The sequence below is a fragment of the Streptococcus sp. 27098_8_148 genome (genome assembly GCF_041432105.1).
In the GTDB taxonomy this organism is placed as follows: domain Bacteria; phylum Bacillota; class Bacilli; order Lactobacillales; family Streptococcaceae; genus Streptococcus; species Streptococcus parasanguinis_AE.
Genome location: NZ_JAPVYY010000002.1, coordinates 115,379 through 127,673 on the forward strand (window position 1 = coordinate 115,379; position 12,295 = coordinate 127,673).

5 protein-coding genes are annotated in these 12,295 nt (G+C 42.0%); all 5 read left to right on the top strand.

Features of this window, described 5'->3' with window-relative positions:
• Positions 1 to 59: 59 nt before the first annotated feature.
• The 5 genes from O3646_RS01960 (at position 60) to O3646_RS01980 (ending at position 12,180) form a co-directional block, all read left to right on the top strand.
• Positions 60 to 8,615, top strand: coding sequence for a CshA/CshB family fibrillar adhesin-related protein (locus tag O3646_RS01960; RefSeq protein WP_371610450.1), 8,556 nt, complete (start codon positions 60 to 62; stop codon positions 8,613 to 8,615).
• Positions 8,616 to 8,761: 146 nt separating this feature from the next.
• Positions 8,762 to 9,271 carry a dihydrofolate reductase gene (locus tag O3646_RS01965; RefSeq protein ID WP_371610451.1) on the top strand — a complete coding sequence of 170 codons (510 nt, stop codon included), beginning with the start codon at positions 8,762 to 8,764 and terminating at the stop codon, positions 9,269 to 9,271.
• Positions 9,272 to 9,479: 208 nt separating this feature from the next.
• Entirely contained in the window at positions 9,480 to 10,712 is a 1,233-nt protein-coding gene (clpX, locus tag O3646_RS01970; protein WP_003007442.1) for an ATP-dependent Clp protease ATP-binding subunit ClpX, read from the top strand.
• Between the two features lie 11 nt (positions 10,713 to 10,723).
• Positions 10,724 to 11,326 (top strand): ribosome biogenesis GTP-binding protein YihA/YsxC, encoded by a 603-nt coding sequence (gene yihA / locus O3646_RS01975; protein ID WP_003016353.1) that lies wholly within the window; start codon positions 10,724 to 10,726, stop codon positions 11,324 to 11,326.
• A 149-nt stretch (positions 11,327 to 11,475) separates the two neighbouring features.
• Complete coding sequence (locus tag O3646_RS01980; RefSeq protein WP_021153281.1) at positions 11,476 to 12,180, top strand: glucosaminidase domain-containing protein; 705 nt, start codon at positions 11,476 to 11,478, stop codon at positions 12,178 to 12,180.
• Positions 12,181 to 12,295 lie beyond the last annotated feature (115 nt).

Here is a 12,295-nt window from a genome sequence, read left to right on the forward strand (position 1 = left end):
AAAAACTAAACAAATTTTAAAAGAATGTTAATTTATAGATAAATATGGAGGTCCATTAGATGGGAAAAGACTTATTTAATGATCGTATTAGCAGATTCTCAATTCGTAAATTGAATGTGGGTGTTTGCTCAGTACTTTTAGGAACGCTTGTCATGGTTGGGACAGCCGCAAGTGCAGCCGCAGAAGAAAATACAAATACGACAAGTGAAAGTGTAGCAGCAGTTGCAACAGCGTCAGAAGCGCCCGCAACTTCAGCAGCTACTTCAGCAGCATCAACTGCTGAAACAACTAGCACAGCTGCAACAACTTATGAAGCAGCCCCAGCTGTAACTTCAACCGCAGCTTCAACTAGCGAAGCAAGTAGCACAAGTACAGCAGCATCAGCAACATCAACTGCAGTAGCTACTTCCGAAACACCAAGATTGGAAGTTGTTGCACCAGAAAACAAGGCCGCAGAAGCAGCTTCAACAACTGCAGATAAAAAAGAGGAAATTGCGGCAGGTGTCGAAGCACCAGCAACTACTAATACACCTTCAACAGAGGAAACAAGAGGCCGTCGCCGTACTCGCCGTGCGATTGGTGACCCTAATGACGAAAGCTTGATTGGGGATGATGTAGAAGATGCAACTTCTACTCCAAAAGTTGAAAAGCCTGGCTTTACAACAGATCTTGATGCCAAATCTATGGCTAGCCAGATTACTTGGTTGGACTTTGGAGATGTAGCTAACTGGACAGGAACTACTACAGTATTAGTTCCTAAAAGTGAAGTTAAACCAACTGAGAACTTAGAAGAAAAATTGGCTCTTCAAGTTGGGTCTACCTATACCAAGGAAATCATGCCTGGTTATGTAGTTACTGTAAAAGTCAAATCCTTGAAACCTTTCCAAGCGACTGAAATCTATAAGAAACGGATGGAAAATCAAGGGGCTACAGAAGCTGAAAAAGCAACCTATGATCCAAATGCAAAAAATGGTTATGTAAGTGGAGTCACTTCAAATGCTGCTAAGCAAGCTTTTAACAATGGTGAAGAAGCCAAAATCGTCGCTGATGCCCAAAATAATTGGACTGAAATCAGATTTGAGAATATTGATACGAAAACCAAGAAGACTACCATAAGTTCAGCTTTGAATGGTGGAAATATTGGAGTTCAGTTTGAAATCTCTGCAACCTTCCGTGGCAAGACAGTTAAGCCAGCTATTGTTATGGCTGATGGTGAGTCTGCTAACCCTGGTGAATTTGTTATGTTCACTACCAACGGACAAGGTTGGCAGCACCTTGGAGAATGGAAGAAAACTACTAGACCAGCCACCTCTGTTCCTTATGAACCACAAGATACTGATAACCTTTTTGGTTCTAAACCTAAATATAATAACATTAACCTAAGACAACTCCGTGATAATTCTACTCAAGCTGGACCAGAAAAGAAACCAGTAGCTTGGAAATACTTTGGAAATCCTGACAAAGTTACCGGTGGTTTAGGAACCGGTATCTTTGGACCAAACATTTCTGAAGGAAATAGAACGGTTCCAATCGTAATGACGCGCGGAGCATCTGAAGTGGGACTTTACATCGCTTCAGGTGGTAAACAGTCTGCTATGCTAGGATTCTTCCCACTTGATGAAGGGGATGCTCCTGAGTCATACGGTAAGGCAGTTCATACCATTGCAACTGTAGATGGCGTTACTGGAGCTAAAGTAAATCAACCGTATCTTGGTAACGTGAGTCCTGATATGGATGAGAATACGACTCTCGACTGGTTCGGTGATGATAAGGCAACTACGGCCGATGAAGGAATTAACCAATTGCTTCCAGATGAGCTTAAAGGGACAACCAATGAGATGATCAAGATGGACCGTACACGCCCAGGTAACTACAAGCTGTCAGTTGAAGCTCATACAGATGGAGCTTCAGAAGCACATATCTATGGTTGGGTAGACTTTAACCAAAATGGTAAATTCGATGAGGATGAACGCTCAAATCTCGCTACAATTACACAAGATGGCACTGTTGAGTTGACCTTTGCAAACAGCAAGACTTACGTCGACCCAAGTGTTAAAGAGTTAGGTGCTCGTGTTCGTATCGCTAAGAAAGCGAACGAGATCGAAAGCCCAACTGGCATGGCCTTCTCAGGGGAAGTAGAAGACTTCAAGACTCAAATCACCCACCCACCAAAAGGAGAATTTAAGGAAACTTCTGGACCTCAAGCTACTAAACAAACAGCAACAGTAACCTTTACAGCACGTGGAGAACACAAGTATGAACCTAATTCTAATGCTGTTATTGATGAAACTGTAGAACCATACATTGTTGACAAAGATGGCAACCGCGCAACCCTTGACGCAGACGGTTACTACGTCGTTCAAGGACAAGGTAAATACAAGATTACTGCTAAGGGCAAAGATGTAGACGTTGAGTTTATCCCAGAAGATAACTTCCTAGGAACAGCTGATGGTATCTCTATCCGTCGTTCAGATAACAATGGCTATGATACTGGTTGGTCAACAAAATTCCCAGATCAAGAACCAAACATTAATGGTCAGTTGAACACTATGGATGGCCAATACGTTCCAACAGTCACTCCAATTGAAATCGAAGGGGTTGACAAGACATCATCCGATGTTCAAGGGGCAACTCAAAAAGAAACACCTACCTTTAATACAACTGCTACTAACTTAAATGGTGATAAGATTGCAATCACTCCAAGTGCAGAATACCCTGCTAAGTTGGTAGATCCAGCTACAGGTCGCACGACTGATGCGCCATCTGTAACAGTTGAAGGGGAAGGAACTTACACCATTAATCCTTCAACTGGAGAAGTAACCTTCACTCCAGAACCAAGCTTTACTGGTACAGCCAAAGGTGTGGATGTTACATTATCAGCACCAGTTGGACGCAATAAAGATGGTAAGGTTCAAGAGGAGTACATCAAGACAGCAACGGCTAAGTACACTCCAACTGTCACACCAATCACAGTGACTCCTACAGACAAGGTTTCTGCGGATGTTCAAAACGTTCCTCAAACCCAAACACCAACCTTTGATTTGAGTAATGATAAGACTGCTGAAATCACTAGCAAGAAACTGGTAGATCCAGCAACTGGTCAACCAACTGATGAAACAACAGTGACAGTAGCAGGTGAAGGTAGCTATACAATCGATCCTACTACAGGAGCGGTGACCTTCACACCTGAAAAAGACTTTGTTGGTACTGCAAAAGGAGTAACTGTTCAGGCAACTGCTACTATTACAAATGCTAATGGTAAGACTGCAACCATTACTTCAGATGCGACCTACACACCAACTGTTGTGCCAGCAGTTCCAACTGCAAACCCTGCAACTTCTAAAGATATCCAAGGTGCAACACAAACAGGGACACCAACCTTTGCAGGAACGACTGTTCAAGTAAATGGTGAAGATAAAGCTATTACTATTAAAGACAATAGCTACACATTGCTAGATAAAGATGGTAACGAAGTTTCAAGCACACCAGCCTTTGCTGAAGATGGTACAACTGAAATTGGTACTTTCTCTATTGATCCAGCAAATGGTCAAGTAACTTTCACACCGACTGATAAATCATACACTGGTGCAGTCACACCAGCCAAGGTTCAAGCTGAAAGCTCAAACGGTATTAAGGTGGACACAACTTACACGCCTGAAATCGTTCCAGTAACACCAACAGCTACTCCAGCAGAAACAGAAGATATCCAAGGTGCCACTCAAACAGGTAAACCTGAATTCAAAGGTGGAACTGTAACGGTTGATGGCGTTGAAAAGACTGTTGAAATCAATGAAGACGTTCCAGCAAAATTCGACGACGGCTCATCAACTAAGACTGTTGAAGGTGTTGGTACTTACACAGTAGCAGCAGATGGAACTGTGACATTTGTTCCTGAGAAATCATTTGTCGGAACTGCACCAGCCGTGACCGTTGTCCGCGAAGATAAGAACGGAACCAAAGCTTCTGCAACATACACACCAACTGTATTACCTGTGACTCCAACTGCAACTCCAGCAGAAACAACTGACATTCAAGGTGCTACTCAAACAGGTAAACCTGAATTCAAGGGTGGAACAGTAACAGTTGATGGCGTTGAGAAAACAGTAGAAATCAATGAAGATGTTCCAGCAACATTTGACGATGGCTCAACGACTAAGACAGTTGATGGTGTTGGTACTTACACAGTAGCAGCAGACGGTACAGTTACATTTGTTCCTGAGAAATCATTCACAGGTAAAGCACCAGCCGTAACTGTTGTTCGTGAAGATAAGAATGGAACTAAAGCTTCTGCAACGTATACACCAACTGTAACTCCAGTAACACCTACTGCGAAACCAGTTGAAACAACTGATATTCAAGGTGCTACACAAACAGGTAAGCCTGTATTTACTGAAGGCGATAGCCGCGTGCCAATGAACGATGATGTTCCAGCCACATTTGACGATGGCTCAACTATGAAGACTGTTGACGGCGTTGGTACTTACACAGTAGCAGCAGACGGAACAGTGACATTCGTACCTGAGAAATCATTTACTGGTACTGCTCCAGCAGTGACGGTTGTTCGCGAAGATAAGAACGGAACAAAAGCTTCTGCAACTTATACACCAACTGTAACTCCTGTCACACCGACAGCGACACCAGTTGAAACAACAGGTAAGCAAGGTCAAACTCAAACAGGTAAGCCTGAATTTACTGAAGGCGACAGCCGAGTACCAATGAATGATGACGTTCCAGCTACTTTCGACGATGGCTCAACTACCAAGACAGTAGATGGTGTTGGTACTTACACAGTAGCAGCCGACGGAACTGTATCCTTTGTTCCTGAAAAATCATTCACAGGTAAAGCACCAGCCGTAACAGTTGTTCGTGAAGATAAGAACGGAACAAAAGCTTCTGCAACATACACACCAACTGTAACTCCAGTAACTCCAACTGCAACACCAGCTGAATCTACTGGACCTCAAGGTCTTGTTCAAACTGGAACTGTAACCTTCACTGAAGGTGATGAAGTAGCTCCAATTAACAAGGATTCGATTACTCTTCTTGATGAAAATGGTCAACCAGCAGCATCTGTAGTTGCTAAGTCACCAGAAGGTAAAGAAATTGGTACTTTCACAGTTGATAAAGATACAGGTGTAGTTACTTTCACACCGACAGATAAATCTTATTCAGGTGATGTTGTCCCAGTTAAGGTTCAAGCAGCTGATACAAATGGAACTACAGTTGAAACAACTTATACACCGAAGATTACTCCGGTTGTTCCAACTTCTGAAGATGCTACATCGACAGATATTCAAGGTCAAACACAATCTGGTAAACCAACCTTCACAGAAGGTAATCCAAATGTACCGATCGATGAAGATACACCAGCTACCTTCGAAGATGGTTCAACCACTAAGACAGTAGATGGTGAAGGAACTTACACTGTTTCTCCAGATGGAACAGTAACCTTCGTACCAGAAAAATCATTCACTGGAACTGCTTCAGGCGTAACAGTGAAACGCGTGGATAAGAACGGCACTGAAATCACAGCTAAGTACACACCAACTGTGACACCAGTAACTCCAACAGCAACACCAGCTGAATCAACAGATATCCAAGGTGCGACTCAAACTGGTAAACCTAAATTCACCGAAGGCGACAGCCGTGTGCCTATGAACGATGATGTTCCAGCAACCTTCGATGATGGATCAACTACGAAGACTGTAGATGGTGTTGGTACTTACACAGTAGCAGCAGACGGTACAGTAACCTTCGTACCAGAAAAATCATTCGTTGGAACTGCACCAGCCGTAACAGTGGTTCGTGAAGATAAGAACGGAACAAAAGCTTCTGCGACATATACACCAACCGTAACACCAGTTACACCAACTGCAGAAGATACAACATCTACTGACAAACAAGGTCAAACGCAAACAGGTACTCCAACCTTCACACCAGGTAATCCAAATGTCCCAATGGATGATGATACACCTGCAACCTTTGAAGATGGCTCAACAACCAAGACAATTCCAGGTGAAGGAACTTACACAGTTGCTCCAGACGGAACCGTAACATTTGTTCCAGAAAAATCATTCACAGGAGAAGGTACAGGCGTAACGGTGAAACGTGTCGATAAGAACGGTACTCCAGTTACTGCTAAGTACACACCAACTGTAACACCAGTAACTCCAACAGCAAGTCCAGCTGAATCAGAAGCACCTCAAGGTGTGGTTCAAACTGGAACTGTAACCTTCACTGAAGGTGACCCAGTTGCACCAATCGATAAGGATACCATTACTCTTCTTGATGAAAATGGTCAACCAGCAGAATCTGTAGTTGCTAAATCACCAGAAGGTAAAGAAATTGGTACCTTCACCGTTGATAAAGAAACAGGTGTTGTGACCTTCACACCAACGGATAAATCTTACTCAGGTGATGTTGTTCCAGTTAAGGTTCAAGGTAAAGATACAAACGGAACTGTTGCTGAGACAACTTACACACCGAAGATCACTCCAGTTGTACCAACTGCTGATCCTGCAACATCGACAGATATCCAAGGTAAAACACAAACAGGTACACCAAGCTTCACACCTGGTAACCCTGCAATCCCAATGGATGATGATGTACCAGCTACCTTTGAAGATGGTTCAACAACAAAAGTTATTCCAGGAGAAGGAACTTACACAGTTGCTCCGGACGGAACCGTAACCTTCGTACCAGAAAAATCATTCACAGGAACAGGTACAGGCGTAACAGTGAAACGTGTTGATAAGAACGGTACTCCAGTTACTGCAACCTACACACCAACAGTTACACCAGTAACTCCAACAGCTGAGCCAGCAACATCTACAGACATCCAAGGTGCAACACAAACTGGTAAACCTGTATTTACTGAAGGTGACAGCCGTGTACCAATGAACGATGATGTTCCAGCAACATTTGACGATGGTTCAACTACGAAGACAGTTGAAGGTGTTGGTACTTATACTGTAGCCCCAGACGGAACAGTGACATTTGTACCTGAAAAATCATTCGTCGGAACTGCACCAGCTGTAACTGTGGTTCGTGAAGATAAGAACGGAACAAAAGCTTCCGCAACTTACACACCAACCGTAACGCCTGTTACACCAACTGCAAGTCCAGCAGTATCTACTGATGTGCAAGGTGCAACTCAAACAGGTAAACCTGTATTTACTGAAGGCGACAGCCGTGTACCAATGAACGACGATGTTCCAGCTACATTTGACGATGGTTCAACTACGAAGACAGTTGAAGGTGTTGGTACTTACACAGTAGCCCCAGACGGAACAGTGACATTTGTACCAGAGAAATCATTTGTTGGAACTGCACCAGCAGTGACAGTGGTTCGTGAAGATAAGAACGGAACAAAAGCTTCCGCAACTTATACACCAACAGTAACTCCTGTGACTCCAACAGCTGATCCTGCAACATCTACAGATATCCAAGGTCAAACCCAAACAGGTACACCAAGCTTCACACCTGGTAACCCTGCAATCCCAATGGATGATGATGTACCAGCAACCTTTGAAGATGGTTCAACAACTAAAGTTATTCCAGGAGAAGGAACTTACACCGTTGCTCCAGACGGAACCGTAACCTTCGTACCAGAAAAATCATTCACAGGAACAGGTACAGGCGTAACCGTGAAACGTGTTGATAAGAACGGTACTCCAGTTACTGCAACTTACACACCAACTGTAACACCAGTTACACCAACAGCAGAACCAGTTACTTCAATTGGTAAGAAGGGTCAAACCCAAACAGGCAAACCAAGCTTCACAGAAGGTGATAGCCGTGTACCAATGAATAATAAGGTTCCAGCTACATTTGACGATGGTTCAACTACGAAGACAATTCCAGGTGTTGGTACATACACTGTAGCAGCAGATGGAACTGTAACCTTCACTCCAGAACCTGAATTTACTGGAACTGCACCAGCAGTGACAGTAGTTCGTGAAGATGTGAATGGAACAAAAGCTTCTGCAACTTACACACCAACTGTTCTTCCAATTACTAAATTTGTTGATAAAGAAGGTAAAGAAATCCCAGGATATCCTACAGTTGATGGTGAAGAGCCAAAAGCTGAAATTCCAGGTTACCGCTTTGTGGAGACCAAGAAATTGCCTAATGGGGATACTGAACACGTCTATGAAAAAGTTACGACATCATATGTAGACGAAAATGGGGACCCAATCCCAGGTAACCCAACAGAAGATGGGGAACAACCGAAGAAGGATATCCCAGGTTATGACTTCGTGAAGACTGTTGTAGATAAAGATGGAAACACTCAACATATCTACAAGAAGACTGTGACACCAACTCCAATGCCGGATCCAACTCCGACACCAGAGCCACAGCCACAGCCACAGCCTACTCCACAACCGCAACCAATACCAGAACCACAACCTACTCCACAACCAAAATCAGAAGAACCAACGATTCCTGTCGTTCCAGAAACGAAAGAAGAAGTGAAGTATATTGATCCACAAAATCCTACTGCACAACTTCCAAACACAGGAACAAAAGAATCTTCTACTGCTGGTCTTGCAATCTTTAGTGCTTTAGCAGGTCTCTCATTATTCGGATTTGCAAAACGCAAAAAAGAAGACTAAGCTAACTTGTGGCTAAGAAAAACCGCGAAAATCTCGCGGTTTTTTCTGTTTGTATTTAAAAAAATATCCTACAAACTAGATAGTTGAAATCAGTCTTTTATAAGAAAATTTGATAAAATAGAAGTATCAGTGTAAAGGATGAGAGAATGAAAAAGATAATTGGTACCTGGGCTCAGACTGAAAATGGCATTATTGGAAAGGACCAAGTCATGCCTTGGCATCTGCCAGCGGAGCTTCAGCATTTCAAAGAAACAACCATGGGGCAGGTGATTCTCATGGGAAGAGTAACCTTTGATGGAATGAATAAAAGGGTTCTACCAGGTCGGACTAGCATTATCTTAACGCAAGACCAAGCCTACGATCCTGAAAATGATGCTGTACTCGTCATGCACAGCAAGGAAGAAGTCTTGGACTGGTATCAGAACCAAGAGAAGAATCTTTACATTATTGGAGGTAGTCAGATTTTAAAGCTCTTCTCTGACCAGTTAGAAGAATTGATCCAGACCATGATTCATGCAACGATTGATGGAGATACATTGGCACCAAAATTTGAAGAGAACCGCTATGAAAGAGTCCGTCAAGTCCATCATCCGAAAGATGAGAAGAACCCATATGATTTTACGGTCAACTATTATAAGAGAAAGGATTTAGACTAATGGAGCGAAGTGTCTTTGGTTTTTTTACAGCTGTCCTATGTGTCATCTGTTTGATTTGCGCCTTACAAACCTTTCGTAAAAAACGGTTTGGCCTCGCTATTTTATTCTTACTAAATGCTTTTACCAATCTTGTGAATTCTATTCACGCTTTTTACATGACCTTATTTTAAACTAAATAGAAACAGAAAATGACAGAAAGAGGAAATACATGCCAACGAATCAAAATAATGATATGATGGTTTATTGTTCATTTTGCGGAAAGAGTCAAGATGAAGTCCAAAAAATCATTGCAGGAAACAACGCGTTTATCTGTAATGAATGTGTCGAGTTAGCCCAAGAAATTATTCGTGAGGAGCTAGCAGAAGAAGTTCTTGCAGACCTTAGCGAAGTTCCAAAACCAATCGAATTGCTCAATATTTTGAACCACTATGTGATCGGTCAAGATCGTGCCAAACGTGCTCTTGCTGTAGCAGTATACAACCACTACAAACGCATCAACTTCCACGATACGCGCGAAGACGAGACAGATGTTGAATTGCAAAAATCAAACATCCTCATGATTGGTCCTACTGGTTCAGGTAAGACTTTCTTAGCCCAAACCTTAGCACGTAGCTTGAATGTCCCATTTGCCATTGCAGATGCAACAGCCTTGACAGAAGCTGGTTATGTGGGTGAAGACGTTGAAAATATTCTTTTGAAACTTCTTCAAGCGGCTGATTTCAACATCGAACGTGCTGAACGAGGAATTATCTATGTCGATGAAATCGATAAGATCGCTAAGAAGAGTGAAAATGTTTCTATCACACGTGACGTTTCTGGTGAAGGGGTACAACAAGCCCTCTTGAAGATTATCGAAGGAACTGTCGCTAGTGTCCCACCACAAGGTGGACGCAAACACCCACAACAAGAGATGATCCAAGTGGATACCAAGAATATTCTCTTCATCGTGGGTGGGGCTTTTGACGGGATCGAAGAAATTGTCAAACAACGTCTCGGTGAAAAAGTCATCGGTTTCGGTAAGAACAATAAAGCTATTGATGAATCAAGCTCTTACATGCAAGAAATCGTGGCAGAAGATATTCAAAAATTCGGGATTATCCCAGAATTGATCGGACGTCTTCCAGTCTTTGCTGCTCTTGAGCAATTGACAGTTGACGACCTTGTCCGTATCTTGAAAGAGCCACGCAATGCCTTGGTAAAACAATATCAAACCTTGCTCTCTTATGATAATGTTGAATTGGAATTCGATGATGAAGCCCTTCAAGAGATTGCCAATAAAGCCATCGAAAGAAAAACAGGAGCTCGTGGACTTCGTTCGATTATCGAAGAAACGATGATGGATGTCATGTTTGAAATTCCAAGTCAAGAAAATGTCAAACTTGTTCGAATTACAAAAGAAGCTGTAGATGGAACTGAAAAACCAATTCTCGAAACAGCCTAGAAAGATAAAATATGGAAATTAACACACATAATGCGGATATCCTCTTAAGCGCTGCAAATAAGAGTCATTATCCTCAAGATGAGATTCCAGAAGTTGCACTTGCCGGTCGATCCAATGTCGGCAAGTCTTCTTTTATTAATACTCTCTTAAATCGAAAAAACCTGGCCAGAACATCTGGAAAACCAGGAAAAACTCAATTGCTCAATTTCTTCAATATTGATGATAAACTTCGGTTGGTAGACGTACCTGGTTATGGCTATGCCCGTGTCTCTAAAAAAGAGCGAGAGAAGTGGGGGCGGATGATCGAAGAATACCTCACTAGTCGTGAGAACTTAAAAGCAGTCGTTAGCCTGGTTGATTTTCGTCACGAACCTTCTGCAGATGATGTCCAAATGTATGAGTTCTTAAAATATTATGAAATTCCTGTAATCTTAGTTGCTACCAAGGCAGATAAGATTCCGCGTGGAAAATGGAATAAACATGAATCGATCATCAAGAAAAAACTAGATTTTGATCCAGCTGACACCTTTATTGTCTTTTCTTCTGTAACCAGGGAAGGACTAGAGAAGTCATGGGATGCTATTTTAGAAAATGCGTTTTACGAAATAAATTGAAATGACATGAAAATGTCATTTTTGTTTTGGATTTATCTCGCAATTGTAATACAAGTGTAATATAAGTTGCTTTGTTTTCTTCTATCTATATGGTATAATTTCTATAAAGATAAAAGATGATAAAAATTTAATTGGAGATAAATTGTATTATGAAAAAGAAAATACGGAATAAAACGAAATTATTTGGTTTGTTCGTTTCTGTATTAGCAGTGGGGACATTTGCTGCTGCTATGAGCGAGCACGTCACATCAGTTGGTGCTAATGATGGAACTTACCAAGCTTATTCAGACCCTACTGAAGCTTTCATCTCACAAATTGGTGAGTCAGCTCGTCAGCTCGGTCAAGAGAATGACCTTTATGCTTCCGTTATGATCGCACAAGCCATCCTTGAAAGTGGATCAGGTCAGTCTGGCTTGTCTTCTTATCCGCATTACAACCTTTTCGGGATTAAAGGAAGTTATGCTGGCCAATCTGCAGTGATGCAAACTTGGGAAGATGACGGGGCTGGAAATGCCTATACCATTAATGATGCTTTCCGTTCATACCCATCTTACTATGAATCATTGCAAGACTATGTAGCAGTTTTGAAACAAGGACATTTTGCAGGTGCTTGGAAGAGTAACACATCAAGTTATCAAGATGCAACAGCGGCTTTGACAGGTGTTTATGCGACAGATACTAGCTACTACGCAAAGCTCAATAATATCATTGAAACCTATAATTTGACTCAATATGATTCACCAAATGTTCAGGGTGGCATCACTGGATCGGTATACAATCCATATCGTCAACAGTTCACTTCACAAGAAATCTTGAATTTGGATATCGCTTGGGCAAACCGTTTAAACTATTAAAAAAGAAAAGCAGGCAAATGCCTGTTTTTTTTATTATTTCTTTGTGTATGATTTAAAACGTATATATTGTGAATTTAAGAATTCTTCCTGAAAACCTTTTCAAACTTTTTTGTCT

What these genes read in the sequence shown, in the direction of transcription:
- O3646_RS01965 (WP_371610451.1), top strand. Translation starts at nt 8,762, where the DNA reads ATGAAAAAGATAATTGGTACCTGGGCTCAGACTGAAAATGGCATTATT.
- clpX (WP_003007442.1), top strand. Translation starts at nt 9,480, where the DNA reads ATGCCAACGAATCAAAATAATGATATGATGGTTTATTGTTCATTTTGC.
- O3646_RS01960 (WP_371610450.1), top strand. Translation starts at nt 60, where the DNA reads ATGGGAAAAGACTTATTTAATGATCGTATTAGCAGATTCTCAATTCGT.
- O3646_RS01980 (WP_021153281.1), top strand. Translation starts at nt 11,476, where the DNA reads ATGAAAAAGAAAATACGGAATAAAACGAAATTATTTGGTTTGTTCGTT.
- yihA (WP_003016353.1), top strand. Translation starts at nt 10,724, where the DNA reads ATGGAAATTAACACACATAATGCGGATATCCTCTTAAGCGCTGCAAAT.